The sequence below is a fragment of the Janthinobacterium sp. 1L-D-8-B-C4 genome (assembly GCF_057291295.1).
Window position 1 is genome coordinate 165,263 of record NZ_JBXAVX010000009.1, and the last position, 25,440, is coordinate 190,702.

General features: G+C 62.1%; 26 protein-coding genes. 15 read left to right on the top strand and 11 right to left on the bottom strand.

The genetic code is table 11. From position 1 onward, the window contains the following. Nucleotides 1-38 precede the first annotated feature (38 nt). The 4 genes from madL to mdcH are packed head-to-tail and all read left to right on the top strand — an operon-like array spanning nucleotide 39 to nucleotide 2,737. Complete coding sequence (gene madL / locus AC0Z42_RS17115; RefSeq protein WP_485469401.1) at nucleotides 39-452, top strand: malonate transporter subunit MadL; 414 nt, start codon at nucleotides 39-41, stop codon at nucleotides 450-452. Next, nucleotides 445-1,209, top strand: a complete 765-nt coding sequence (gene madM / locus AC0Z42_RS17120) for a malonate transporter subunit MadM (protein ID WP_485469402.1) — start codon at nucleotides 445-447, stop codon at nucleotides 1,207-1,209. The genes madL and madM overlap by 8 nt, the downstream gene beginning before the upstream one ends. Continuing rightward, nucleotides 1,209-1,808: a malonate decarboxylase holo-ACP synthase gene (locus tag AC0Z42_RS17125; protein WP_485469403.1), complete on the top strand. Its 600-nt coding sequence runs from the start codon at nucleotides 1,209-1,211 to the stop codon at nucleotides 1,806-1,808. Before madM ends, AC0Z42_RS17125 begins: the two co-directional genes overlap by 1 nt. Then, entirely contained in the window at nucleotides 1,805-2,737 is a 933-nt protein-coding gene (mdcH, locus tag AC0Z42_RS17130) for a malonate decarboxylase subunit epsilon (protein WP_485469404.1), read from the top strand. Before AC0Z42_RS17125 ends, mdcH begins: the two co-directional genes overlap by 4 nt. Before the next feature lie 10 nt (nucleotides 2,738-2,747). Here the strand turns inward: mdcH and AC0Z42_RS17135 are convergent, their stop codons facing one another. Continuing rightward, nucleotides 2,748-5,078 (bottom strand): TonB-dependent receptor, encoded by a 2,331-nt coding sequence (locus tag AC0Z42_RS17135; protein ID WP_485469405.1) that lies wholly within the window; start codon nucleotides 5,076-5,078, stop codon nucleotides 2,748-2,750. 181 nt (nucleotides 5,079-5,259) lie between these two features. Continuing rightward, a complete protein-coding gene (locus AC0Z42_RS17140; protein WP_485469406.1) occupies nucleotides 5,260-6,519 on the bottom strand; it encodes a PepSY-associated TM helix domain-containing protein in 1,260 nt (419 codons plus the stop codon). A 203-nt stretch (nucleotides 6,520-6,722) separates the two neighbouring features. Here AC0Z42_RS17140 and AC0Z42_RS17145 point away from each other — a divergent pair, with 203 nt between their 5' ends. From AC0Z42_RS17145 to AC0Z42_RS17160, 4 genes are read left to right on the top strand one after another with little or no spacing between them, the layout of a single operon-like run. Then, the gene (locus AC0Z42_RS17145; protein ID WP_485469407.1) at nucleotides 6,723-7,553 is read left to right on the top strand and encodes an alpha/beta fold hydrolase; all 831 of its coding nucleotides are present in this window, start codon (nucleotides 6,723-6,725) and stop codon (nucleotides 7,551-7,553) included. 14 nt (nucleotides 7,554-7,567) lie between these two features. Next, the gene (locus AC0Z42_RS17150) at nucleotides 7,568-9,112 is read left to right on the top strand and encodes a hybrid sensor histidine kinase/response regulator (RefSeq protein WP_485469408.1); all 1,545 of its coding nucleotides are present in this window, start codon (nucleotides 7,568-7,570) and stop codon (nucleotides 9,110-9,112) included. 16 nt (nucleotides 9,113-9,128) lie between these two features. Further along, entirely contained in the window at nucleotides 9,129-10,040 is a 912-nt protein-coding gene (locus AC0Z42_RS17155) for a cupin-like domain-containing protein (protein ID WP_485469409.1), read from the top strand. A 35-nt stretch (nucleotides 10,041-10,075) separates the two neighbouring features. After that, nucleotides 10,076-11,086, top strand: coding sequence for an alpha/beta fold hydrolase (locus tag AC0Z42_RS17160; RefSeq protein ID WP_485469410.1), 1,011 nt, complete (start codon nucleotides 10,076-10,078; stop codon nucleotides 11,084-11,086). Between the two features lie 38 nt (nucleotides 11,087-11,124). Here AC0Z42_RS17160 and AC0Z42_RS17165 read toward each other — a convergent pair whose 3' ends face one another. Continuing rightward, a complete protein-coding gene (locus AC0Z42_RS17165; RefSeq protein ID WP_485469411.1) occupies nucleotides 11,125-11,532 on the bottom strand; it encodes a DUF4291 family protein in 408 nt (135 codons plus the stop codon). A gap of 38 nt (nucleotides 11,533-11,570) precedes the next feature. Here AC0Z42_RS17165 and AC0Z42_RS17170 point away from each other — a divergent pair, with 38 nt between their 5' ends. The 3 genes from AC0Z42_RS17170 (at nucleotide 11,571) to AC0Z42_RS17180 (ending at nucleotide 14,120) form a co-directional block, all read left to right on the top strand. Beyond that, nucleotides 11,571-11,963, top strand: coding sequence for a hypothetical protein (locus tag AC0Z42_RS17170; protein ID WP_485469412.1), 393 nt, complete (start codon nucleotides 11,571-11,573; stop codon nucleotides 11,961-11,963). Then, complete coding sequence (locus AC0Z42_RS17175) at nucleotides 11,964-12,452, top strand: HAD family hydrolase (RefSeq protein ID WP_485469413.1); 489 nt, start codon at nucleotides 11,964-11,966, stop codon at nucleotides 12,450-12,452. A 357-nt stretch (nucleotides 12,453-12,809) separates the two neighbouring features. Next, nucleotides 12,810-14,120 (top strand): SEL1-like repeat protein, encoded by a 1,311-nt coding sequence (locus AC0Z42_RS17180; protein ID WP_485469414.1) that lies wholly within the window; start codon nucleotides 12,810-12,812, stop codon nucleotides 14,118-14,120. A gap of 309 nt (nucleotides 14,121-14,429) precedes the next feature. Here AC0Z42_RS17180 and AC0Z42_RS17185 read toward each other — a convergent pair whose 3' ends face one another. After that, the gene (locus AC0Z42_RS17185; protein ID WP_485469415.1) at nucleotides 14,430-15,647 is read right to left on the bottom strand and encodes an MFS transporter; all 1,218 of its coding nucleotides are present in this window, start codon (nucleotides 15,645-15,647) and stop codon (nucleotides 14,430-14,432) included. Between the two features lie 246 nt (nucleotides 15,648-15,893). Next, nucleotides 15,894-16,901 carry an aldo/keto reductase gene (locus AC0Z42_RS17190; protein ID WP_485469416.1) on the bottom strand — a complete coding sequence of 336 codons (1,008 nt, stop codon included), beginning with the start codon at nucleotides 16,899-16,901 and terminating at the stop codon, nucleotides 15,894-15,896. 102 nt (nucleotides 16,902-17,003) lie between these two features. On the opposite strand from AC0Z42_RS17190, the gene AC0Z42_RS17195 reads away from it, so the two are divergent. Continuing rightward, entirely contained in the window at nucleotides 17,004-17,921 is a 918-nt protein-coding gene (locus AC0Z42_RS17195; protein WP_485469417.1) for a LysR substrate-binding domain-containing protein, read from the top strand. 42 nt (nucleotides 17,922-17,963) lie between these two features. Further along, nucleotides 17,964-18,422, top strand: coding sequence for a DUF421 domain-containing protein (locus AC0Z42_RS17200; RefSeq protein ID WP_485469418.1), 459 nt, complete (start codon nucleotides 17,964-17,966; stop codon nucleotides 18,420-18,422). 18 nt (nucleotides 18,423-18,440) lie between these two features. On the opposite strand, the gene AC0Z42_RS17205 is transcribed toward AC0Z42_RS17200, so the two are convergent. Together AC0Z42_RS17205 and AC0Z42_RS17210 are read right to left on the bottom strand one after the other, a co-directional pair. Beyond that, nucleotides 18,441-18,818: a c-type cytochrome gene (locus AC0Z42_RS17205; protein WP_485469419.1), complete on the bottom strand. Its 378-nt coding sequence runs from the start codon at nucleotides 18,816-18,818 to the stop codon at nucleotides 18,441-18,443. A gap of 80 nt (nucleotides 18,819-18,898) precedes the next feature. Continuing rightward, nucleotides 18,899-19,648 (bottom strand): AraC family transcriptional regulator, encoded by a 750-nt coding sequence (locus AC0Z42_RS17210; RefSeq protein WP_485469420.1) that lies wholly within the window; start codon nucleotides 19,646-19,648, stop codon nucleotides 18,899-18,901. 91 nt (nucleotides 19,649-19,739) lie between these two features. On the opposite strand from AC0Z42_RS17210, the gene AC0Z42_RS17215 reads away from it, so the two are divergent. Next, nucleotides 19,740-20,657 carry an NADP-dependent oxidoreductase gene (locus tag AC0Z42_RS17215; RefSeq protein ID WP_485469421.1) on the top strand — a complete coding sequence of 306 codons (918 nt, stop codon included), beginning with the start codon at nucleotides 19,740-19,742 and terminating at the stop codon, nucleotides 20,655-20,657. 3 nt (nucleotides 20,658-20,660) lie between these two features. Here the strand turns inward: AC0Z42_RS17215 and AC0Z42_RS17220 are convergent, their stop codons facing one another. The 3 genes from AC0Z42_RS17220 to AC0Z42_RS17230 form a co-directional block, all read right to left on the bottom strand. Next, nucleotides 20,661-21,146: a DUF6328 family protein gene (locus AC0Z42_RS17220; RefSeq protein WP_485469422.1), complete on the bottom strand. Its 486-nt coding sequence runs from the start codon at nucleotides 21,144-21,146 to the stop codon at nucleotides 20,661-20,663. A 74-nt stretch (nucleotides 21,147-21,220) separates the two neighbouring features. Continuing rightward, nucleotides 21,221-21,952 carry a hypothetical protein gene (locus tag AC0Z42_RS17225; RefSeq protein ID WP_485469423.1) on the bottom strand — a complete coding sequence of 244 codons (732 nt, stop codon included), beginning with the start codon at nucleotides 21,950-21,952 and terminating at the stop codon, nucleotides 21,221-21,223. Beyond that, nucleotides 21,952-23,757, bottom strand: coding sequence for a thiamine pyrophosphate-requiring protein (locus AC0Z42_RS17230; protein WP_485469424.1), 1,806 nt, complete (start codon nucleotides 23,755-23,757; stop codon nucleotides 21,952-21,954). The genes AC0Z42_RS17225 and AC0Z42_RS17230 overlap by 1 nt, the downstream gene beginning before the upstream one ends. 139 nt (nucleotides 23,758-23,896) lie before the next feature. Between AC0Z42_RS17230 and AC0Z42_RS17235 the strand changes: the two genes are divergently transcribed. Further along, on the top strand, nucleotides 23,897-24,325 hold the full coding sequence (locus tag AC0Z42_RS17235) for a YidB family protein (RefSeq protein WP_485469425.1): 429 nt from the start codon (nucleotides 23,897-23,899) through the stop codon (nucleotides 24,323-24,325). A gap of 4 nt (nucleotides 24,326-24,329) precedes the next feature. Here AC0Z42_RS17235 and AC0Z42_RS17240 read toward each other — a convergent pair whose 3' ends face one another. After that, on the bottom strand, nucleotides 24,330-25,433 hold the full coding sequence (locus tag AC0Z42_RS17240; protein WP_485469426.1) for a LacI family DNA-binding transcriptional regulator: 1,104 nt from the start codon (nucleotides 25,431-25,433) through the stop codon (nucleotides 24,330-24,332). Nucleotides 25,434-25,440 lie beyond the last annotated feature (7 nt).

The window sequence follows — 25,440 nt, forward strand, 5'->3', positions numbered from 1 at the left end:
GCAAAAGTCATTCCCATACTCATAACGGAGACAGTACCATGATCATTTACGGAACCGCATTACTGGCCTTGTGCCATTTGCTCGGCATCTTCCTGGGAGATTTGCTCGGGCAGCTGATGGGCGTGAAAACCAATGTCGGCGGGGTCGGCATTGCGATGCTGCTGCTGATCTGCGCGCGGCTGTACATGCAGCGGCGCGAGTGGATGCCGCAGATGACCGAGCGTGGCGTCGAATACTGGGGCGCCATGTATATTCCGGTGGTGGTCGCCATGGCGGCCCAGCAGGATGTGGTGGCGGCGCTGCGCGGTGGACCGGTTGCCTTGCTGGCCGCCATCGGTTCGGTGGTCATCTGCGCCGGCGTGATCTCGCTGATCAACCGCATGGAAAGCCCGGCCGCGATTGCCGCCGCCGAAGCCGACTCGATACTGGCAAAGGAGCACCGTCATGCTTGAAATCTTTGAAAAAGCCGCCGTCCATAACGGCCTGGTGACCGCGTTTGCCTTTGTCGGCCTGATCATGCTGCTGTCGGTGGCCTTGTCCAAATACCTGACCATGGGCCGTGTGCATGGCTCGGCCATCGCCATCGTGATCGGCCTGGGGCTGGCCTACTGGGGCGGCATCCAGAGTGGCGGCCACAAGGGACTGGCCGACCTGTCGCTGTTTCGCGGCATCGGCCTGATGGGCGGCGCCATGCTGCGCGACTTCGCTATTGTTGCCACGGCCTTCGAAGTGCAGGCCACCGAGGCGCGCAAGGCGGGCCTGATCGGGGTGGTGGCGCTGATGCTGGGCGTGGTGCTGCCGTTCCTGGTCGGCGCATGCATCGCCTACGCCTTCGGTTATTCGGACGCCGTCAGCATGACCACCATCGGCGCCGGCGCCGTCACCTATATTGTCGGCCCCGTGACTGGTGCTGCGATTGGCGCCAGCTCCGACGTGATGGCGCTCAGTATCGCCGCAGGCCTGATCAAGGCGATCCTGGTGATGGTCGGCACGCCGGCCGCCGCGCGCTTCCTGCGCCTGAAAACGCCGCGTTCGGCGATGGTGTTCGGCGGCCTGGCCGGCACTGTTTCCGGCGTGTCGGCCGGCCTGGCCGCCACCGACCGCAGGCTGGTGCCGTATGGCGCGCTGGTGGCGACGTTTCATACGGGCCTCGGTTGTTTGCTGGGACCATCGCTGCTGTTCTTTGCCGTCAAGGCAGTGGTGGCCTGATGCACGGCTACCGGGCGCATGACTTGCTATGGCTCGATAGCGTGCCTTCGGCGCCATCGTGGGCCAGCCGGGACTGGCTGCGGCAGGCGCCAGTGGTAGTGCGCCGTGCCATGGTCGCGCCAGGACGCATTCCGGTGGGACTGCGTGGCGCAGTGCGCAGCGAGCGCCATGCCTGCGAGATCGAGGCGGCCAGGGTACTGCGTTGCGTGACGCCGGAAATGTTGTCGGCCCTGCCGGTTGACGGCAACGATTGCGCCGCGCTGGCGGCCCTGCGCACGGTGGCGCCGCTGCTGGACGCCACCGGCTGGGCCTGGGGTCCGACCGGCGGCGCCGGTTTTGCGCTGGCGAGCAGCTTGCCGGTGCTGCGCGCCGACAGCGACCTGGACCTGGTGCTGCGCATCGATGTAACACCCGATGCGGCGCAAACGGAAGCCTTGCGCGCGATTGCCGCCACCGTTACCGGCTGCCGGCTCGACCTGCAGATCGACACCGGCCATGGCGGCTTTGCGTATGCCGAATGGGCGGCCGGGCGCAAGAATATCCTGTTGAAGACGAACCGGGGGCCGCTGCTGACGGCCACGCCATGGGAGCCTGTATGAGCGTCTTGTTTACCTTTCCCGGGCAGGGCGCCCAACGCCCCGGCATGCTGCATGCGTTGCCGAATGACGCTGCGGTGACCGATACGCTTGCAGAAGCGGCCGAAGTATTGGGCCATGATCCGCTGCTGCTCGATACCGCCGTCGCGCTGGCTTCGACGCGTGCGGTGCAACTGTGTTTGCTGATCGCCGGCGTGGCGATGGCCCGTTCGCTTGAGAATCAGGGCGCCGTGCCGCAGATGGTGGCCGGCTTTTCGATCGGCGAATATCCGGCGGCGGTGGTGGCCGGCGCGCTCGATTTTGCCGACGCCGTGCAGCTGGTGGCGCGGCGTGGCCAGTTGATGGAGGAAAGCTACCCGAGCGGCTACGGCATGGCGGCGATTGTCGGCCTGGAGCTGGCGCAGCTTGAACCGCTGGTGGCCAGCGTGCACACGGAGGCGTGCCCGGTCCATGTCGCCAACCTGAACGCGCGGCGCCAGATCGCGATTGCCGGCAGCGAAGCCGGTTTGCAGGCCGTGATGGCCCTGGCGCTGGACCATGGCGCCAGCAAGGCCGAACGACTGGCCGTCAGCGTGCCTTCGCATAGCCCGCTGTTCGACGCGGCCGCGCAGCAACTGCGCGCCGCTTTCGACACGGTGACATTACGCAGGCCGGCGCTGGTTTATCTGAGCAGCAGCGCCGCGCGCACCCTGTTCGACCCGGCCCTCATCCGCGACAGCCTGGCCTCGAACATGGCGCGGCGCGTGCATTGGATGGACACCGTACGCCTGGCCTGGGAGAGGGGCGCGCGCCTGGCCGTGGAAATGCCGCCCGGCTCGGTGCTGACGCGCCTGACTGCGCCCGAGTTCGGCGATGGCGTGCCGGTGTGCTGCGATGGCAATCGTGTAGAAAGCCTGCTGGCGCTGGCCGCCAAGGCGCACGCCGGCGCCTGACTGGCGATGATCAGATCTTGCCCGTCACCCCCAGCTGAAACCCCCGGCCTGGCAAAGGCGCGATATATTTCAGCGGCGAGTTGTGTGGCCGCGCATCTTCATCAAGCAGGTTGGAGGCGCTGACAAACAACTCGATCTCCCTGATGCTCGAATTGGCCAGCTGGAATGCGCGGCTGAGCTGGAAGTTCACCATGGTGTAGCCGTCGAGCGGCACTTCGTCGCTGACGCTCTTGCCCAGGTACTTCTGCTTGTCGTAGCGGGTGCCGGACAGGCTGCTCTTCCAGCCCTGGTTCTGCCACAGCAGATTGGCGCCGTAGCGGTTGGTCGGCATATTGGGCAGATATTCGCCGTCGTTATGCGCGCGCAGCGAGTCCGGATTGTCGGCCTTGTTCTTGACCAGGTCGGCAAATGTCGAGAGGTCCAGCTTGCCGTAGGCGCCCAGGTCCAGGCGCTGCGACACATCGACCTCGAAGCCCTTGACCGTGGTATCGGTCTGCTTCCAGTATTTTAACGGCAGGCGGTTCGCAGTTTGCAGGCCCGAGTGGCCAAGGTAGAGGTAGTTCGCGTACTTCATCTCATAGGCCGTCGCCGAGGCCTTGAAGCCGCGGTTGCCGAACAGCATGGTGAGTTCGGTCGTTTTGGCGCGTTCTGCCTTCAGCATTTGGTTGCCTTCTTCCTGGGTCATGATCGAATAGTGGCGATTGCTGGCATACAGCTCGTTGACTTCGGGCGCGCGCTGCGACGATGAGTAGCGCAATTTGGCGCCGAACAGGCGGCCAAGTTCGGTTGAAGCACCGAGGTTATAGCTGTTCAGATTGAAGTCCCGGTCATCGAGTTTGGTATTTTTCGCATTGCGCGAGGTCTTGAATGCGCTGTCCTCGATCTCGTGCTTCACCCGTTCATGGCGAAAGCCGGCGTCGAACGAGGCCCAGTCGACGTCCAGGTTCTGCTTGAGGAAGAGGGCGCTGCTGTTTGTCGTCACGTCGGGCAGGTACAGTTGCGCGCCGCTGCCGGCGATATCCCTGGCTTGGTGGCTGATGCCAAGCAGGCCGCTCAAGGGACCGGCGCGCCGTTGCGCCAGCAGCAGTTCGGCTTGATTGGTGTCGAACTGGTAGTCATTGGCCTTGCTGGCGCCCAGGCGTTCGCCCGAGGCGTTATTCAGGCGCGAGACGCGCAATTGCGCGCTTTCAAAGTACGGCACGGGATCAAGCAGCTTGGCCTCCAGCGCATATTTGTCCTGCCTGATCACCACGCCGACCGGCATCGCCTGGCCATAGTCGGCACCGAAGGACAAGTTTTCCATCGAAAAGCCCGGCACGCCGTACTTGCTTTCCTTGCTGTCGACACTGGCCGCCACATAGCCGCGCTCGAAAAAGTAGGTCGTGCCGACCGCAAAGTGGGCATTGCTGGAATAGCTGTTGCCCAGGGTGCCGTGGTAGTCGGGCGTCACATCGCGGTTGATCTTGTTCTGCACCGTGGTTGGCGTGCCTGGAACGTAGGCCGGGTTGACGGGATTCACATACGTCTTGCGCTGCCAGACCGAGGTGGGGTTATTGGTATAAAACGAAAAAGCACCATCGGCCCAATCCGGGTTTTCCGTCATGAACTGATCGATATACGGCTGCGAGGACTTGTTGTAGACCTGCTGGATGCGTGCCTCTTTCTGGCAGCTGTCGGCCAAAAAGGTGTTGACGCCGCCCTTGGCCGGAAACAGCTGGCTGTCGCACACCGATGCCTTGCTGTTGCCGGGAATGGTGTAGTGCGAGATCTTCTGGAACGACAGCTGCACATTCGTTGAAAAGTGCTTCTGGTCGTTGAAGTTCAGCCGCAGGCCCTGGGCGTCGGCGTTGTTGAAACCCTTGCGCAGCACCAGTTCCACCTCCTTTTCCTGCTCTTCCATCTTCCTGGAAATGAGTCCCGAATCGACGTCGACGCTGCCGCCAATCGCATTGCCGCCAAAACGCACGCTATCGGACGATTTGTTGACGGTGGCACTGCGCACGAACAGCGGATCGAACGGAATATTGATGTCGCCGCTGAGCGCATTCATGCCCATGATCGACTGGCCGTCTTCCAGTATCTGCACGCGGCTGCCGGACAGGCTGCGGATCACTGGCGCGCCGGCATTCGGCCCGAAGGCGCTGCTTTGCACGCCCGAGACCTGTTCCAGCATGTCGCCCAATGTCCTGTTCCGGGCCTGCTTGTTCTCTACAACCACGACGCTGTCGATGCCTGATGGCCGCTCGGCCTGGATATTGATGGTCTGCAGGATGGTCTCATCTGCGGCATAAGCGTATGGAAAAGTGGACAGGATGGCAGCTGCAAGGGCGTGATGGCGCATTGATTACTCTGAAAAGTGGGAGAGGAGGGAGACTTAAACGCAAGTAATTTGCATTTAAAAAGCAATGATAATCGACGTGCAATATTATTGCAAGGCAATTGCATTTGGCCGAATGGCTGCAGAGAGGGGAAAGGTGTGGCAAGCCGCGGACGCGGCCTGCCGAGTGGAGTTTTTTACCGCCTTACGCGGGTTTCAACAGCTTTTTGGCCTGCAGCCGGCGCGAGCGCCGCTTGCGTTCCCAGATAACGATGCCGGTGACCGACAGCATGGCCACCATCACGCCCATGAAGGACATCAGAATGCGTCCCGGCATGCCGAGGATGCGGCCCGAGTGCAGCGGGAATTGCAGCTGCACGAAAACGTCCGCGGCCGTGCCTTCCCAAGGCTTGTGCTGGCCGATAATGCTGCCGTTCATGCCGTCCACATACAAGTTGGACAAGCCCATGCCAGCGGCGCCGAATTCGTCGGCCGCATCAAAGAACGAGACGTTATAGAAGGAATAGTCGCCGCCATAATAAATGCCGCCGATCGGCGAGGTGATGCCGCGCCGGACCGCTTCCTTGCTGGCGATGGCGACCGCCTGCTCGAAGCCGATCACCGGTTTCACATAGGTGCCGAACGGCGCCGGCGTCTGGGTTTCATACGGGCCTGGCGTGGTTTTCGAGACCAGCGACATTACCGGATAAAACACTTCGCGGTACAGGTTCAGCGAGAACGAGGTAAACGCCACCACGATAATGATGGCCCACACCCACAGGCCGCCAGCGCGGTGCAGGTCGAAATTGAGCTTGTAGCCGCCGGCGGCCCAGCGCAGCAGCCACGATGGTTTCCAGCGCTGCCACCAGGTGGCGGGGCTGCGGTGCGGCGGCGCTTCGTCGGGCGCGCGGGCGCGCAGGCGGCGCGGCGTGGTCAGATAAAACGCCACCACGCTGTCGAGCAGCCAGACCAGCGCGACGGTGCCCATCAGCCAGTAGCCCCAGCGGTCCGTGCCCCAGAAGGCCGGCACGTGCAGGCTGTAGTGCAGGTGGCGCAAAAAGGGCATCAGGCTGCGGCGCGACAGCGAGATGGCCGTCGAGTCGCGCGTGCCGGTGATCTGCGCCGTGACCGGGTCCACGTAGACGGTGTTGTAGTCGAGCACATGGGGCTTGCCGGTGGCCGGATCGGTCAACGGCCGCACCAGGAACTGCGCTGCATGGCCTTCTTCCAGGCCCAGAGTAATGTAATTGACTTCCACGCGCGGATCGGCCGCAGCCACTTTTTGCGCCAGTACGAAGGGCTGCTGCAGCGGGCCGCGGCCTGGCGTTTCCATGATGTCGGCGTTCAGCCATTCGTCGAGTTCATGGTCCCAGGAAGTGATGGCGCCCGTCAGGCCTGCAACGATCAGAAAAAGGGCGACAGTGAGGCCGGCCCAGCGGTGTACAACGGTCCAGAAAGCGCGCATGCGGTAACAGTCTTTAGAAACACGGGCGCGTCGGTGGCAGTGCACGCAACGCAGGTGATTGGATTGATTGAAATTTAATTAATGGGAATCGTTCTCATTATCCGCTGCGGGGTCCGGTTTGGCAAGCAACCTGCCGTGCCCCATGTTAAGATGCCGCCGAGGGCCAGGGCCATTCTTTACAGTCAATATAAGGCGAGACCGGCATGCGTATCGAGCAGCGCAACAATATCCGCATCAACCAACCCACAACTCTGGCAGAAGGAGCGAACACTGCCACCATCGTCTTCGCGCATGGCTTTGGCTGCGACCAGACCATGTGGCGCTACCTTGAGCCGATGTTCCGCGACCGCTACCGCACGGTGTTGTTCGACCTGGTCGGCAGCGGCGGTTCCGATTTGACTGCCTATGATTTCGACAGTTATTCCAGCCTGCACGCGCATGCGGACGATTTGCTGCAGGTGGTCAAGGCGGTAAGCGACGGGCCGGTGATCTGCATCGGCCACTCGGTCAGTTCCATGACAGCCATGCTGGCCTCGATCGCCGAACCGCAATATTTTGCCGCACAGATCATGCTGGCGCCGTCGCCATGCTATATCGACGATCCCGACACTAATTACCATGGCGGCTTCTCGCGTGCCGATATCGACGACCTGCTGGGTGCCATGGACAGCAACTACCTGGGCTGGGCCAGCACCATGGCGCCGACCATCATGGGCACGCCCGAACAGCCCGCGCTGGGCCAGGAGCTGGCGCAAAGCTTTTGCCGCACCGACCCGGCCATCGCCCTGCATTTTGCGCGCGCCACGTTTTTGTCCGATCACCGCGCCGACCTGGCACAGAACACCACGCCGGCCCTGATCGTGCAGTGCGATGACGACTTTATCGCGCCCATGCCGGTCGGCGACTACCTGCGCGCCAACCTGCCGCACAGTACCTTGCAAGTGATCGAGAACATGGGTCATTGCCCGCACATGAGCGCGCCGCAAGCCTGCCATGCGCCGATCCGCGCCTTTCTCGACGGCCTGCGTCTCTGAAGCGACGCCGCAACGTGACGTTCCTGCCCGATGCCGAGACCCTGTTCCAGCACGCCGCCTGCGGCCTGCTGCTGTGCGCCCCCGACGGCACCATACTCAGGGCAAACGCCACTTTCTGCGGCTGGCTCGGTTATGCCGAGCACGAACTGGTCAGCGCAAAGAAACTGCAGGACCTGCTGAGCATCGGCGGGCGCGTGTTTCACCAGACCCACTGGCGCCCGCTGATGCAGGTGCAGGGCAGCGTGGCCGAAGTGCTGCTCGACGTGCGCCAGTGCCAGGGCGAGAAGCTGCCGATGCTGTTCAACGCGGTGCGGCGCAAGCATGGCGAGGTGCAGTATGACGAGATCGCCGTGTTCGTGGCCACCGACCGCCGCAAGTACGAGCAGCACCTGCAACTGGCGCGCAGCGACGCCAGCGCCCTGAACGCGCAGTTGGCGCAAGCCGACCGGCGCAAGGACGAATTTCTCGCCACCCTGGCGCACGAACTGCGCAATCCACTGGCACCGATCCGCAATGTGCTTGAAGTGCTGAACCTGGTGCAGCTCGACGACCCACAGCTGCGCTGGGCGCGCGAAGTGCTGGGGCGGCAGGTCAGCCACATGACGCATCTGGTCGACGATCTGATGGAGGTATCGCGCATCACCCAGGGGCGGCTGGAATTGCGCCGCCAGAGCGTGGAACTGGCGCCGGTGCTGGAGCTGGCGCTGCACAGCGTGGCGGCGATGGCGGACAAGGCCGGCCACACGCTGCAGGTGGAGCAGCCCGACGATGCCATCTGGCTCGATGCGGACGCCACGCGGCTGTCGCAGATGATCGCCAATTTGCTGACCAATGCCGTCAAGTACACGCCGGCCGGCGGGCGCATCTGGCTGAGCGTGGCGCGCAGCGGCGGCGAAGTCGTGATCACCGTGCGCGACTCGGGCATCGGCATCGCGCCCGAGCATCTGCTGACGGTCTTCGACATGTTCTCGCAGCTGGAGCCGGCCCTGTCGCGCGCCCAGGGTGGCCTGGGCATCGGCCTGTCGCTGGTGCGCGGCCTGGCGCAGCTGCATGGCGGCAGCGTCAGCGCGCGCAGTGCCGGCGTGGGGCAGGGCAGCGAATTCACCTTGCGCCTGCCGTTGCCGGCCGCGCCGCCAGTCGCCGCCGCGGCGCCGGCCAGCCACCAGCTGCAGGCCGGCCCGCGCGTTGGCAAGGTGCTGGTGATCGACGACAACGCCGACGCCGCCGACACCCTGGCGATGGCGCTCGAACTGCTGGGCTATGAAGTGGGCACGGTCTATGATGGCCCGTCCGGCATCACGATGGCCGCCGCGTTCGCGCCCGATGTGGTGCTGCTCGATATCGGCCTGCCGCACATGAACGGCTATGAAGTGGCGCGCCATCTGCGCGGCCAGCCTGGCGGATGCGGCACCATCCTGGTGGCCGTCACCGGCTGGGGGCAGGACAAGGACCGCAAGCTGGCTTCGGACGCCGGCTTTGACCTGCACCTGACCAAGCCGGTCGACTTTGTCGAGCTCGATGCGGTACTGCAAAAGATGCTGGCCGCCAGGCCGGCATGAATCACCTTTCAAGAATATGCCGATAGAAAAAACGCCTTTGCAGCAACGCTTGCCGCCGCGCAGCGCCATTCCCACGACCGCTGAAGAAATACTCGCCAAGAAACAATCGCGCGAACAGAAAGACGCACAAGTGCGTGGCGTGGCGTCCATCGACGCCATGCGCGTAGCCATCAAGCGCGTCGCGCGCAGCCTGCCGGTTATCACCGAAGTGCCCCGCGTGGGGCCGCTGGACGCGACCCGTTTCCGCGCGCTGGCCGCGCAAGGCTTGCCGTTCCTGATGGCGGGCGCGGTAAAGCGCTGGCCCTTGTGCCAGCTGACGCCGCTGGCCTTGCGCGAGCGCTACAGCCACCTGCCCGTGCGGGCGCGCGTGGGCGACTATATCAATACGGCGTTCGCGCCCGACCGGGCGATGCAGGACATGTCGATGCTGGACTACCTGGACCTGGTGGCGCAGGGCGTGCACGACTTGCCGCCGTACCTGGGCAACCTGGAACTGCGCGAACTGAACAGCCTGTGCCACTGGCCGGCGTATTTCGACAAGATCGGCCCGCCGCGCTACTGGCTGGGGCCGGCCGGCACGGTCACGCCGCTGCACTGCGACTACGACGACAATCTGTTCGCGCAGGTATGGGGCAGCAAGCGCATCATTTTGTCGCCGCCGCATCACGACGAATTCTTGTATCCGCGCGAAGCGAACGCGATCCTGTTCGGCTCGCCGTTCGACCCGGAAGCGCCCGACTACGAACGCTTTCCGCTGGCGCGCCAGGCCAGCATGATCGAGTGCCTGGTCGAACCGGGCGACATGCTGTATGTGCCGGCCGGCTGGTACCATCAGGTAAGGTCGCTGGCGTTTTCGCTGTCGTCGAACCGCTGGGCCAGGGCGGTGCCGTTTGCCCTGCGCGGCGACGCCGCATTCGACATCGGTTAGACTGGCAGCTCGCCATTTTCCGGGAGCACTCAACGATGACGCGTCGTCTTTCCATCCTGGCCAGCCTGCTGCTGGCCACCACCTTCTCGCCGGCCCATGCTGCCGCCACCTATGGCCCCGAGCTCGAGGGGTTCAGCTATCCGCATCCGGTCCGGCATTACAGGTTTACCTCGCAGGGCGAGCAGTTGCAGATGGCCTATATGGACGTGGCACCGACCGGAAAAGCCAATGGCAGGACAGCGGTGCTGATGCACGGCAAAAATTTCTGCGGCGCCACCTGGGACAGCCAGATCACCGCTCTGAGCAGCGCCGGCTACCGCGTGATCGCGCCGGACCAGATCGGCTTTTGCGCGTCGAGCAAGCCGGCGCACTATCAATACACCTTCCAGCAACTGGCCGCCAATACGGCCGGCCTGCTGAAACAGGCGGGCGTGGAGCGCGCCGTGCTGGTGGCCCATTCGACGGGCGGCATGCTGGCCACGCGCTACGCGCTGATGTACCCGCAAGCGGTGTCGCAGCTGGTAATGGTCAACCCGATCGGCCTGGAAGACTGGAAGGCGCTGGGCGTGCCATTTCGCACCGTCGATCAGTGGAACGAACGTGAACTGAAAATGACGGCCGACAGCGTGCGCGCCTATGAAAAAGCGACCTACTATGGCGGGCGCTGGAAACCCGAATACGAGCGTTGGGTCGACATGCTGGCCGGCATGAACCAGGGACCGGGCAAGAAAGTGGTGGCGTGGAATTCGGCGCTGATCTACGACATGATTTTTACCCAGCCAGTGATCTACGAGTTCCCCAAGCTGACGGTGCCAACCGTGCTGATGATCGGCGACGCCGACACCACGGCGATTGGCAGCGATATCGCGCCGCCCGAGGTGAAGGCAAAACTGGGCAACTATGCGGTGCTGGGCAAGCAGGCCGCCGCCCTGATTCCCGGTAGCCGCCTGATCGTGTTCCCGGGCATGGGCCATGCGCCGCAGATGGAGGAGCCGGCAGAGTTCAACCGGCAGCTGGTAGAGGCGATGGCCGCCGCCGCGCCCTGAATCGGCGGCGCGCAGGCAACAGTGCTTTCATGCCGGCTTTATCGCCAGGGCCGTTCGACCGGCAGCCTGGCTCTGGCCTCATCGAAGCGCTGTTGCTGAACCAGTGCGTGTATTTCGTGCGCCAATGGCGTCACGTCGCTGATGCCGCATATCCATTGATTGACATAGCGTGCAACGGCCTCCTTGCCGAGGCCGATCTGTATCGCGCGGTGCGCTTGCGGCTGCAGCAGCAAATCGCGTTCCCGATCCCACTGGATGCGCACCGGTGACGCTTCCTTCTTCGCTGCCCATGCTTCTTCTGGCGGATGGGAATTTCTGGATACTGTTCTTGCATGCTGATGACATACCCTTCGTGATTGCTGAAAAAGCCGGAAGCAGTGGGTCTGGCGGGCGCATCCAGGGATTGTTTCCTCACCAAACCATATGTGATTATATATACTGTTCATTCTGATAATAGCCGCGCAGCATGAAAAATGGGCCTGACATGAACGAATATTCTGTAGAAGAAATTCCCCTCAAACCCTCGATCTGGCAGGCAGCGGTGCTCGGCTGGCTGGTGCAACTGGTGCTGAAAACCGTGCTGCCCTTGGGCGTGCTGGCGACGGGTATCGGCAATGGCGGCCCTTCCGTCTGGTACGCGCAGCAGGCCGCGATTTTTCTTGGTTCGCTGCTTGCCGGAGCGATCGCCGCCAGGATCGCCAGGGGCAGGCCGCTGACGCTGGCCCTGGCACTGCTTGGCCTGAGCCTGGCAACTACTTTCTTCGAGCAATTTCCTGCCACGCTGACGCCATGGGTAGCACTGGTCTGGGCTGGTGGCCCATGCCTGGGATTGCTGCTGGGGATAGGCCTAGCACGGTGCTTCGCAGGCAAGGCCTGAATGACGCGCAAACTGCTGATTTTTGATCTTGACGAAACGCTGATGCATGCCAGCGCGGTGCAACTTGCGCAAGCTGCGGATTTTATATGCGGCCAGTATTTTGTCTACCAGCGCCCGTATCTGCAGGCATTATTGACGGCCACGCAGTCATTGTATGATTTCGGGGTGTGGTCGTCTTCTTCACGCGCGTATGTCGATGCGGTGGTGGCGCAGGTTTTCGGCAGCGAATTCGAATTGAAATTTGCCTGGGCCGTGGAACGCTGCGTGCAGCGCGTCGACGTGCGCTCGAATGGCTATGTGTACCTCAAGGACTTGCGCAACGTGCGGGGCCAGGGGTATGCGGTGGAAGACATCACGATACTGGACGACTCGCCCGAGAAAATCGCGCGCCAGCCGCGCAATCATTTCAGAGTGAAACCTTACTTGGGGCAACTTGACGATCGGGAGTTGCTGCTGATTGCGGTACAACTGCTGTACCGAGTTACCTGAGGCTACGGACAGGCGTGAGATTATGTGGATTTTCCCGATACGCAACATGTTATGCTGCGCACCGCTGGCCAGTATCTGATTTTGTCAGTGACTTTAATCATTGGTGCAGGGAGTTACACAAAGCATTCGTAGTTAAGTAACCCCCCCAATAAATTCCTGTGATTTTTTGACTTTCATAACCGGCGCTTTGCTGTGTTGCCAACTGCTAGCATTGCTTGCACTTCGTAGCATCCGGTTCTGTTCTTCATAACTTCACAATAATTTCATGACGATTACTTAGCAGAAAATTTTTCTGCCAGCGTCAATCCAATCACTAAAAATGGCAAACGGCTTTATAACCGCTACATTCAAATATTCATGAAGCCAAGAAAATCGATCTTTAAAGCAGGATTGGCATCTTTTGTCCTTGCCATGACCATGTCCTCTGCATTCGCTGATTTTGTGCCAGGACAAGCGTCACTGACCGCTGGAAATTATAAAAAAGCCATGAGCGAGTTTGGAAAAGGCGCGCGCGAAGGTGATTCTGAGTCTCAATATTCCTTGGCGACAATGTATGAAATTGGTTTAGGCATGCCTGCAAGTCTGGATGAGGCATATCGCTGGTATGCGGAAGCCGCCAACAATGGCCATCGCGATGCACAATATATTCTTGGCTGGATGTATGCAACAAGCTATTACGGCGAGACAGTGATAGTCAAACCTGACGAAAAAAAAGCGGACTTATGGGCAAACATGGCGGCTCGACAGGGACAAGTTGATGCTCAACGTTTCCTCGCACTTGCAAGGACGGTACCGGAATGGCTTGAGAGAGTGGCGGCAGCAGGAGACAGAAATGCTCAGTTCAAGCTTGGGTATGAATACGCGCGCGGAGTAAATTATGCAGAGGATAAAGCGCTTGCATCAAAGTGGATTGAAAAGGCTGCAAAAAATGGCCATTACGTCTCTCAACGAGATATGGCGCATGCCAATCAGTATGGAGATGGTGTAGAAAAAAACCGGGAAAAGGCTCTATACTGGCGGAAGAAATTAACCGATCACGGCAAGAGCGAAGATATGGTGGAGTTGATTAAGCTTGAAATCGGAGATTCCATCACCCTTGAAAGCCTGGCCGAAAATGGTAATGCACTCGCGCAATATGCATTAGCGTACGATTATCTTCGGCTTGAAAAAAATCAATTGGGAATCGATTGGTTAAAAAAGTCTGCTCAACAGGGGCTGGCATATGCGCAACAAGAATTGGCGCTTTCGTATTGCTCAGGGCGAAGAGTGGTCAAAGATGATGCACTGTGTTTTGATTTGTCAAACAAGGCAGCCAAGCAGGGCTTGCCGGAAGCGCAAGAAAAGCTGGGATTTTTATATGCCATCGGTCGTGGTACAAAAAAGAATGCATCCGAGGCACTTTACTGGTATCTCATTGCTGCTGAAAATGGCTCTGCGCATGGGCTAAATGAGGTAGACAAGATTCTTGAAGGCGGTCAGTTCCTAGTGCCTGCATTGATGAAAGGAGATGCAAATGCAAAGTACTTATTGGGCTTTGTATATGAGCATGGATTAAGCACTGCGCAACGCAGCAATCTTGCGGCATTCTGGTATGGTCAAGCAGCGAAGCAAGGGCATGCGCGTGCGAAGGACAGATTGGCAAAGTTGAGATCTTCAACGATCAACTAACGGTAGTTTGTTGTGAACCTGCCGGTCCAACGACCGGGAGGTCTGGAATCATGTGCGCTCGTATTTTATGCCCTCCGGCTCCGGGGCCATTGAAACGCATTTGGAGCAATGTGCTCCGCGAGTTGTGCCTGTTTCGCAATGGCCCCAACAGGCCGGAGCAGGCGATCTGCGCGACATCGGGGCTTTTCATCTGCCCCCATGCCTATGCTTGCTTGACCGAGCGACTCATTGGATTGAGTCTCCCCAAAACTATTGTCAATGCGCTGGTCTGATGATGTTCTGACACATCAGCAGACCCGCCTGAAATCATCAAGCCGGCTGCACGCCCGCCACGTTGCGGCTGCGGTTTTCCACCAGCACCGAGATGCCCAGCACGACGATACCGCTGCAGGCCAGCAGGGCGCCGACCCAGCCGGTCGATTGCAGGCCTGCGCCCATGGCAATCGCGATGCCGCCGGCCCAGGCGCCCAGGGCGTTGGCGATATTGAAGGCCGAGTGGTTGAGGGCGGCGGCCACGGTTTGCGCGTCGCCAGCCACGTCCATCAGACGCGTCTGTACGGCTGGCGCCACGGCGATGCCGGCGCCGATGGCAAACAGGTTGATCGCCGTCAGCCAGACATTGGTGGTGGTGTAGCTGAAGGCGATCAGGGCCAGCACGTTCCACACCAGCATGCCGAAAATGGTCCACAGGCGCGAGCGGTCGGCCAGCCAGCCGCCGATCATATTGCCGATCGTCATGCCGACGCCGATTACGGCCAGCAGGACCGAGATCATCAGTGGCGTCGCCTTGGTGATTTCCGTCAAGGTTGGGGTAATGAAAGTATAGACGGCGAACATGCCGCCAAAGCCGACCGCCACCATCAGCAAGGTCAGCCATACTTGCAGGCGTCGGAACACGCCCAGTTCACGGCGCGGGCTCGAGTCGCCAGCGGCGACTTTCGGCACGAAAATACGCATCATCAGCATGGTCAGCAGGCCCAGCGCAGCAACCAGCAAGAAGGCCGGGCGCCAGCCCATGGTCTGGCCGATATAGGTGGCCAGCGGCACGCCGAAGATATTGGCGACTGTCAGGCCCATCAGCACGCGGGCAACGGCCTGGCCGCGCCGGTCCGGTTCGGCCATGGCTGCGGCCACCAGCGCGGCCACGCCGAAAAAGGCGCCGTGCGGGATGCCGGCCACAAAACGGGCCACCACCAGCAAGCCGTAGTTGGGCGCGATCGCGCTCAGCAGGTTGCCGCCGGCGAACATCAGCATCAAACAGATCAGCATCAGCCGGCGCGGCATGCGCGCGAGAAAAATCGTGATCAGCGGGGCGCCGACCACCACCCCCAGTGCATAGGCGCTGATCATGTGACTCATTTCCGGCAGGGTCGTGCCCAGGTCGGCTGCCACCACGGGCAAAATGCTCATGGAGGCGAATTCGCCGGTGCCGATCGCCAGGCCGCCGATGGCCAGGGCCAGGTCGGCATAGCCAGCGCCAAAAGGCGCATTAACGCGCGGTATGAATGAGTCTGCAGAAGAGTGCATGTTCTAAGGTTCGGTAAGGGGTGGAGACGGGGTGGGGAAGCGCGCCCGGATACGGGTTGCCACAAGCGTTATTGTATTGGATACCGGCCAGCTCTGCAGGCGGCACGGTAAAAATGCTGCGCCGCACACCACAGCTGGCGGGTATCGATACGGCACCTGCCTGAAGCAGACAGGCGCCGTTTTGAGTTGGTTGACAAGTTTGTTGTCATAAAGTCTGCTGCGGTGCAAGCAGGCCGTTCGCTTTTGTCAGCCAGGCAGTGGCGCGTTAGTGGCCACCAGTTGTTCGGCGCGCATTTCCTGCCAGAAAGCGGCAGGAATCACGCTGTTCAGGGCGGCCATGTCTTCGGCCAGGCGGCCAGGACGGCTGGCGCCGGGGACCACGGCGGCCACGGCCGGGTTGGCCAGCGAGAACTGCAGGGCGGCGGCCTTGACGCTTACGCCATGGCGTGCGGCAATTGCCTTGATGCGCTCGACTTTGGCAATGATGGCGGGCGAGGCCTGCTGGTATTCGAAATGGCTGCCGCCGGCCAGGATGCCCGAGCTGTACGGGCCGCCGACGACGATATCGACATTTTGCTGCGCAGCTTCCGGCATCAGGCGCTGCAGCGCGCGCTCATGGTCGAGCAGGGTATAGCGGCCGGCCAGCAGGAAGCCGTCCGGCTGCGCCTCGGCCAGGCCCAGGGTCAGTTCCAGTGGCTCGACCTTGTTCACGCCGACGCCCCAGGCCTTGATCACGCCTTCTTCGCGCAAGCGGGTCAGTGCGCGGAAGGCGCCAGTACGGGCGATCTCGAATTGCGCCAGCCAGTTGTCGCCATGGAAGTCCTGCGCAATGTCATGCACCCAGACGATGTCGAGGCGGTCGGTGTCCAGGCGTTTCAAACTGTCTTCGATCGAGCGCAGGGTGGCGTCAAACGAGTAGTCGTCGACGATTTTGTTCGGGCGGCCGAACTCGAACAGCCCGCCTTTTTCACCGAGTTCCCGGCTGGCCGGGTCTTCCACTTCGTCAAGGATCAGGCGGCCGACCTTGGTGCTCAGCACGTAGTCGTCGCGGCGGTGTTTTTTCAGCGCCGCGCCCAGGCGCAACTCGGCCAAGCCGGCGCCATAGAAGGGGGCCGTATCGAAGTAGCGGATGCCGCTGTCCCAGGCCGCGTCAACCGTGGCCAGCGCTTCTTCTTCGGGGATATTGCGGAACATATTGCCCAGTGGCGCGGTGCCAAAGCCCAGTTTGCCGGTCAGCAGGTGTTTGATGCTCATGGTGTTTTCCTTGAAAGTGTTGGTGAGTGCAATCAGAATAGCTGGACAAGTTAAGCCTGTCCAAGACATAATTTGCGCAACTTAAGTCTTTGAAGGTCTGACGTGCTCGATATCCGCCAGTTGCAATACTTCGTCGCCGTGGCCGAAGAAGAACACGTGGGGCGCGCCGCCGAGCGTTTGCATATTTCGCAGTCTCCGCTGAGCCGGCAGATTGCACAACTCGAAGACAAACTGGGCTTGACCCTGTTCGAGCGCAATGCCCAGCGCATCCGCCTGACGCGCGACGGCCGCACGTTCCTGGCTGAAACGCAGGCGTTCCTGACGCACGGCAATCGGCTCGAAGCGCTGGCCAGGCGACTCGGCAGGGGCGACGAAGGCGGCCTGTGCATCGGCTATATCGAGAATGCCATGCACTCGGGCGTGCTGCCGGACGGCTTGCGGGCGCTGCGCCTGAGCCGGCCTGCCGTGCATGTTGCGCTCTACAATATGCACTCGGCCGAGCAGGTGGAGGGCTTGCGCCAGCGCAGCCTCGATATTGCGCTGCTGTGCGAGCCGCCGCTGCCGGGCGATCCTGATCTTGACTGCGTGCAAGTGCTGAGCGACCCGATGCTGCTGGCCATGCCGGAAACGCATGCGCTGGCCAGCAAGATCGAGTTGACGCCTGGCGACCTGGCCGGCCAGGAATGGATCGCCGTGCTGCACAAGGAAAGCGCGCTCAAGCATGATAATTTCGTCGCCGCCTGTGCCCGCGCCGGTTTTACGCCCGATATCCGCATGGAAGCGACCGAACCGCTGACGGCCCTGGGGCTGGTGGCGGCCGGGCTGGGCATGGCCATGATCCAGCACAGCCTGCGCCAGCATGCGCCCGCCGGCGTGGTGCTGCGCGCCTTGCCGTGGTTCGCTTACCGCACGCCGCTGTGGGCGGCCTGGCACAAGGTGAACCTGCGCCCGCTGGTGGGCATTTTCCGCGAGACCCTGCTGGCGCCAGCCGAGGTCAACGGTGCGACGGCAGAGCTTTGAATTGGCGTATAAATATGGCAAGCTTGTCTATGGAGGTATGCCATGTTCGAACTCGATGTGCCGTGGTGGGAATTGGTGTCGCGCGCCGCGCTGGTGTATATCGCGCTATTGCTGTTGATGCGCATGACGGGCAAGCGGACGGTGGGGCAGTTCACGCCGTTCGACCTGCTGGTGGTGATGCTGCTCAGCGAGGCGGTATCGAACTCGTTGTCGGGCGGCGACGATTCGATACCGGGCGGGCTGCTGCTGGCCTTGACCCTGCTGACTCTGAACATGCTGATTGCCTGGCTGACCTCGCGCAGCCGCAAGATTGCCGAGCTGATCGATGGCACGCCCGTGCTGCTGGGCCGCGATGGCAAGATTTTTGAAAAGGTCGTCAGGAAATGCCGGGTGGCGGCAGGCGACGTCGAACAGGCGTTGCGCGAAGCGGACTGCCCGCTGGCCGACATGAAATGCGCGTTCCTGGAGGCCGATGGCAAGATCACAATCTTGCAAAAGTAGCTTGCTTGCCTGGCGGCGTCATCGATTTTTTGAAATTACGCCCGTCATGTAGTCATTCAAATCGCGAAAATCCTTCACCTTCCAGGCGTATGGCGCGATCCTGACGCCATTCTCTTTCAGGATGCGTGGTATCAGGTCGCCATTGGGACGCAGTATCACCGATGAGACGATCACGCCCGGATAGTCCTTCAGCCGTTTCTTGAAGGCGGATGTCGTCAGGTCAGGGGTAGGCGGATTGCTTTTGTTCGCCAGGGGGCCCGTTCCCTTGATATCGGCGCCGTGGCACACGGCACATCGCTGTACATAAAGATTTTTCCCGTTGAGATTATCCGCGAACGATGATGATGTGTGAATCAGCGACAAGATTCCCAGGGTGGCGATGAAGACTGTTTTCATTGTTGTTAATTGATGAATAAATTCCGATGGCCGCCATCCTACTGCCGGGTGCCCTGGCTTGCAAGGGGTACTGGAGGCGCTTATTCTGCCTGCCCAAGAAATTGCGTCGGCGTCATCGCCGTGACCTGCCGGAAGGCGCTTGAAAACGCGGCCGTGCTGGAAAAGCCCAGCTGTGTGGCGACGCGGGCGATCGGCGTGTCCCTGCCCAGGCTGTCCATCGCCTGCACGATGCGCGCCCGCTGCCGCCAGGCCTTGAAGGTCAGCCCGGTTTCTTTCGGAAACAGCCGGCTGACGCTGCGCACCGAAGTCGCTGCGCGCGCAGTCAGTTCATGCAGACCCAGCAGCTGTTGCCGGTCCGCGAGCACAACTTCGGCCATGCGCCGCCCGACCGCGCTTGCCGGCAGCGGCAGGAAGGTCGGCGCATGGGTAGTTTCTGTGAGCTCGTGCAACATCAGCCTGACGATCAGTTCGGCCTTGGCCGCGCCGATACCGTCCGCCATCGCTGCCGTGAGCAGCGAGCGCAGCAGCGGCGTGACGCGCAGCGCGAACGGCCGGTCGACGGCGATCGGCGGCGCCCACGCGCCGACCATCGCCGGTTGCCATTGCACCATCCACAGGTGCGCATCGGACAGTACCTCCAGCCTGTGCGAGGTGCCGGCTGGTATCCAGACGGCCAGTTGCGAAGGCACCAGCCAGCGGCCTTGAGGCGTATGAATCTGCACCATGCCCGCTGCGGCATAGATCAGTTGCGCCTCGTCATGGCTGTGCATGGGCAGGCCCATGCCACGCTGCTTGCTGCCGCGATGAATGGTGAAAGCGGATTGCTGCATCGTGGCCTTTGTGCGATGTGGGCAGGCGTTACATCGTGTAGCGCCTGGTCTACCATTGTCTTGTATCCCGAACACAAGTCAAGGAAAAAACATGAAAGCAATCATCATCAACGAGTACGGCGACAACCACGTAGTGCAACTGGTGGACGCGGTCCGGCCCGAACCACGGGCAGGCGAGCTGCTGGTCAAGGTCCATGCGGCAGGCGTCAATCCGCTCGACTGGAAGATCCGCGATGGCGCAGGGCAGCGCATGGGCATGACCTTGCCGATCGGCCTGGGTAGCGAGATCGCCGGCACCGTCGAGCAACTGGGCGAGGGCGTCACTGGACTCAAGCTGGGTGACGCCGTGTTCGGCATTATCCGCGCGGGCGGTTTTGCCGACTACGCCATCGCCAGGGCCGGCGACATGGCGCTAAAGCCGGCCGGGCTGGACTTCATCGAGGCGGCGGCGGTGCCGCTCGGCGCCCTGACGACATGGCAGGCGCTGTTCGGACTGGCCGGTTTGAAGCCTGGCCAGCGCCTGTTCATCACCAACGGTTCGGGCGGCGTCGGCTCGCTGGCGGTGCAGATCGCCAAATCGATCGGCGCGCATGTCACCGCCATGGCGTCAAGTGCGAACGAAGCGTATGTGCGGGGACTGGGCGCGGACGAGTTCGTCAGTCACGACCGGCAGGTGTTTGAAAGCAGCGTGCGCGACATGGACGTGGTGTTCGATACGGTCGGTGGCGACATTTTCCAGCGCGCTTTTGCGACCATCAGGAAGGGCGGTTTCATGGTGACGGCGGTGGCGTTTCCCCAGGATGAAGCACGCCAGCATGGCGTCGGCGTGGCGCGCGTGCTGTGCAAGTCCGATGCGGCGCAGCTGGCGTCCATCCGCACCTTGGTGGCGACTGGCCAGCTCAAGGCCAAGGTCGCCACGTTGCTGCCGCTGGCGAACGTGCGCGAAGCGCTGGCGCTGGTCGAGGCGGGACGCACGCATGGCAAGATCGTGCTGCAGCTGGCAACATGAACGTCAGATGGTGGTGCGGTGCCGCAAATACATCGGCATCCACCACCACATCGCCATGATCAGCACGGCGATGATGGCGCAGGCGACGATGCCGGCCATATGGCCGAATACTTCCGAGATCACCAGGTTGGTGCCGAGGGTAAAGGCGAACGCCAGCGACAGGGCGCCCGCCATCATGATGCGGTCGGCCACGCGCTTGAAGCGTTCGCGGTCGTTCAAAGGGCGCATGATGCGGTGCTGGATGGCGGGCGCGCTCAACAGCACCAGGCTGGTCATCGACAGGAAGAAGGTAGCCAGGAAAACGATCTTTTCCGCCTGCACGATTTTCGCAAAGCCGCCGTTGAAGGGCAGGATGATCAGAAAGGCAGTCAGCATCTGCGCGCCGGGCAGCAGGATGCGCAGCTCGCTGAGCAGGTCGGACAGGTCGCCGCTGTCACTGGCATCCTGCTGTTCCTTCTGGTCCCGCTCGAGGTCGATATCATTTACCATGTTGCCATCATTTCGCTTTTGTAAAACGCCAGTCTAGCCGAGATCGGCGGCCTCGACTGTTTGCGGGCGCACCGTCAGAACCATTGTCGCCAGCGCTGCGGCGTGCGCAAGGCGTATTCGCGCAGGCGCTGCAAGGGCGTCGATACCATCGCTTGCGCGCTGCGCGTGGCGTCGTGGCCGCAATTGCCGCAGTAGTGGCGCAGGTGCGGTTCCAGCGCAAAGTCGCCCAGGTCCAGGTGCGGATGGCCGCAGCGGCTGCAGTCGCTGCAGCCCAGCGGCGCGTTTTGTTGCAGCGCCTGCACATAGGCATGCGCGGCCGGCGGCGTAATGTTGATCTGCACCACGGACGGGTGAAACAGGCCGGGCAAGGCGCGGCAATCGATCGCCAGCGCCATCGCGGTACGCACCAGCAGGGCGCCGCCATCGCCGGATCTGGCCTGCAAATGCAGCAGGCCGTCATCACCCAGGGTGAGGCTGCTGGCATGGTGGCTGGCCGGATCGAATACTTCCGGGTACAGCAGGTAGCCCATGGGGCTGTCATGCAGCTTGCAGCGCAAGAGTCCCGAGCTTGCCTGCGCGTCCAGGTCGGCATTGACGCCCCAGTAGCACTGGTGGGTGCGGCACCACTGGCGCGGCGCGCCGTTGCGAAATTTGCCGGCGTCGACCAGCTCGCATTGCACGATGGCGTCAAGGCCCGCTCCAGCCTTGAAGTGCCCGGTGATGTTCGGCCTGGTGATGGCGATATGGCCCACGGTTGCCTGCAGGGGCCAGCTGATGCCGGGCAGGGTTAGCGGAGGCATCGCCATCAGCGAACCTCCTTCGGCGGAAACCAGCCGTCCCAGGTTTCCTTGATGCTGGCCCTGACCATGGCAATGGAATCGGCGTCGCCCTTGAGCAGGGCCGAGAAAAAGGCGCCGGCCTGCTTGACGGTAATGTCCGGTGGCAACGGCGGCACGCTGGGGTCGGTTACCATTTCCAGCACGCAGGGACGATCCGACGCCAGCGCCTGCTCCCAGCCGCGCGCCACATCGTCGGGACTTTCCACATGGATGCCTTTCAGCCCGATCAGCTCGGCATAAGCGGCATACGAGAAATCGGGCAGGGCTTGCGAATCGACATAGCGCGGGTCGCCGCTCATGGCGCGCTGTTCCCACGTCACCTGGTTCAGGTCATTGTTTTTCAGCACCATGATGACCAGACCGGCGGGCATGCCTTCGGCGGTCCACTGCCGCCAGTATTTGGCGATCGTGATCAGTTCGTTGATGCCGTTCATCTGCATCGCGCCGTCGCCCACCAGCGCAATCACGGTGCGTTCGGGAAAGGCAAACTTGGCGGCAATGGCGTACGGCACGCCCGGGCCCATGCTGGCCAGGCCGCCCGACAGGCTGGCCTTCATGCCTCTGCGCAATTTGATATCGCGCGCATACCAGTTGGCGGCCGAACCCGAGTCGCAAGTGAGAATGGCGTTGTCGGGCAGGCGTGGCGACAGTTCCCAGAACACGCGTTGCGGATTGACGGGGCTGGCGTGGTTCATGGCACGCGCTTCCATCACGCGCCACCAGCGGGCCACGTTTTCTTCGATTTCTTCCTGCCAGCTGCGGTCCTGCTTGCGTTCCAGCAGGGGGATCAGCGCGCGCAGGGTGGCCCCGGCGTCGCCCACCAGACTGCACTCCATCGGATAACGCAAGCTGGTCATTTTCGCGTCGATATCGATCTGCACGCCGCGCGCCTGGCCTTCCTCGGGCAGGAATTCGGAATACGGAAAGCCCGAGCCGACCATCAGCAAGGTGTCGCAGCCGTTCATCATGTCGTGGCTGGGCTTGGTTCCCAACAGACCGATCGAGCCTGTGACAAACGGCAATTCATCGGGCACGGCGGCCTTGCCCAGCAGCGCTTTCGCCACGCCGGCACCCAATATGCCGGCGATCTCGATCAGCTCTTCGGTGGCTTGCAGCGCGCCGGCGCCGGCCAGGATGGCCACTTTCTTGCCCTGGTTCAAAATGTCGGCCGCCATGCGCAGGGTGGCCGCATCGGGCACCGTGCTGTGGCCCAGCGCGCCCATGCCCGAATGCACGGTGCCGTGTTCGCGTGGCGGCACCGGCACCGCCGGCAAGTCCTGCAGGTCGTTGGGGAAGATGATGCAGGTCACGCAGCGCTGCTCGCGCGCAATGCGCATGGCGCGGTCGATCAGGTGGCGCACCTGGGCCGGATCGGTGGCCATGTGCACGTATTCGTGGGCGACGTCCTTGAACAGCGACGCCAGGTCGACTTCCTGCTGGTAGTTGCCGCCCAAGGCCGCGCGGCGCTGCTGGCCGACGATGGCAACCACCGGTTGATGGTCGAGCTTGGCGTCATACAGGCCGTTGAGCAAATGGATTGCCCCCGGCCCGGAGGTAGCCAGGCAGACGCCCACCTCACCGGTAAACTTGGCGTGGCCGGAGGCCATGAAGGCCGACATTTCCTCGTGGCGCGACTGGATGAAGGCGATCTTGTCCTGCCGGCCAAATGCGCCGACGATGCCGTTGATGCCATCGCCGGGATAGCCAAAGACGCGTTCCACGCCCCATTCGTGCAGGCGCTGCAAGAGAAAGTCGGCGACGGTAGCGGCCATGGCGTGTCCTCCAATGAAGTCATGGTGAAAAAATCTATCATAGTATTTTCTCAAGTGGCATGGCGCACGCCGGACACAGTACAATCATGCGGGGGCAGGGGCGTTCCCTGCCGCACACATGGCTTATAGGGAGAAAATCATGGGACTGTTTGATCAACTGGCGGGACAGGCCATCGATATGCTGGGTAACAATAAAGAAGTAGCGGGCGCGGCGACTGGCCAGTCCGGCTTGCTGGCCAGCGTAATGGAGCTGATCAACCAGCATGGCGGCTTGCCGGGCCTGCTGCAGAAATTCCAGGAAAGCGGTTTGCAGGCCCAGGTGGCAAGCTGGATCGGCACCGGCGCGAACGCGTCGGTGTCGGGCGAACAGGTGCAGGGTGCCCTGGGCGCGGACACCATCAGCCAGATCGCCGCGAAACTGGGCCTGCAGCAGGATGCCGCCGCCGGTGGCCTGGCGGCGCTGCTGCCGCAACTGATCGATCATCTGACGCCGAACGGCCAGGTGCCGGAAGGTAACGATCTGATGGCGCAAGGTTTGAATTTGCTGAAGGGCAAGTTCTTCGGCTAAATGCTCAGGCCGCCGCCCGCAAGCCCAGGCGCTGGTCCGGATAGCCGTGCTCGCCGTTCAGGCCGGCCGTGCTGCCTTCGATCAGGCAGGAAACATATTGCCGGCGTTCGGCCGCAGCGGGCCGCCGTTCCATCAGTTGCACCAGCATGATGACTGCGTCGGCGGCCATTTTTTGCGTCGGCTGGCGCAAGGTCGTGACGTCATAGCTGAGCCAGCCCGACGCCTCCAGTGCATCGAAGCCCGCCACCGACATGTCCAACGGCACTTGTATGCCCAGCAAATGGCGCGCCGTATCGAGGCAGCCGATGGCCATGATGTCGTTGCCGCAGATTACGGCGTCCGGTACCCGTCCCAGCCGGTCGATAATCTTGCGCAGGCCCTGGCCGCCGCTGGCGTAGTCATAATTGCCGCTGACCACCACCGGCGTCGGCAAACCCAGTTCCAGCAAGCGCTCGACCATGCCGGACTTGCGTTCCTGGGCGGTGGCCGAGTCGCCGGGGCCGTCGATCATGGCGAACTGGCGGTGGCCGGCCTCGGCCAGGCGCGACACCAGCAGGCGCGCGGCTTCGGCCTGGTCGCACATCACGGCATGCACGGCATGGCCGCGCGGGCAGCGGTTGTACAGCACCAAAGGCACTTCGCGCCTGGAAAATTCCGCCATTTGCTCGTCGGACAGCCAGGCGGCCACGATGGCGCCATCGACCTGGTATTGCCATACATCGCACAAGACCTTGCCCACGTCCGCTTCGCGTTCCAGCGTAAACAGCAGCAAACGCTTGCCCTGGCGCGCGATCTGCTCGCTCAGGTCGGACAGTACTTGTGGGTAATACAGGTTGGCCATGCTGGAGACGATCACTGCCACCAGGTTGGAGCGGCGCGTCGACAGGCTGCGCGCGGCCGCGTTTGGAATATAGTCGAGCGCTCTGGCCGCTTGCATCACCTTGGCATGAGTGGCTGGCGAGACGCTGGCGCCCGGCTTGAAGCTGCGCGATACGGCCGATTGCGAGACGCCGGCCAGCAGGGCCACATCATACGAAGTAACGCGGCGCGCGGCGCCATCGATGGCGCGGCTGGCGGCAGGGCGTTCAACTACAGTCTTTTTTCGCATGGAATTC